Genomic DNA, 591 nt, shown 5'->3' on the forward strand with positions numbered 1-591 from the left:
AAAAACCTATTGATTTTTTTAAACAGGATGGTATGATTATGTTAAATATTTCACTAACTAATCAACAAGCTAAGTTTTAAACCGATTGTTCACTAGCTTTGCACGGGTTAATGGAACATTTACCATATGGTTTGCTTTGTATACTATAAGAGACAAAAAGTTAAGGAGAATCTATTATGTCAAAAAATGGTCAAAAAGTTATTTTAATTGGTGATGGTGCTGTAGGGTCTGCATTTGCGTATGCTTCCGTTATTCAAGGTGTTGGTAGAGAATTAGGAATTATCGATTTAGCTGAAGACCGCGTTGAAGGTGATGTATTGGACCTTATCGACGCCCTAGCTTATACATCTCCTAAGAAAATCTACAAGGCGACTTACGATGATTGTTCTGACGCTGATGTTGTTGTGATTACTGCAGGCGCTGCACAAAAGCCCGGTGAAACACGTTTAGATTTAGTAGATAAAAACTTACGTATCTTCAAGAGCATGGTTGATCAAATTATGGCTTCAGGCTTTGATGGTATCTTCTTAGTAGCTACTAACCCAGTAGACATCTTAACTTACGCAACCTGGAAATTCTCTGGCTTACCTG

At 37.1% G+C, this 591-nt stretch carries 1 protein-coding gene; it reads left to right on the top strand.

Going from position 1 to position 591, the window contains the following annotated elements:
• Positions 1-176: 176 nt before the first annotated feature.
• Positions 177-591 (top strand): lactate/malate family dehydrogenase (locus ACRCJ0_RS18625; protein WP_431391679.1); only part of this gene is annotated, 415 nt, incomplete at its 3' end.

This window comes from Aerococcus sp. L_32, assembly GCF_050689315.1.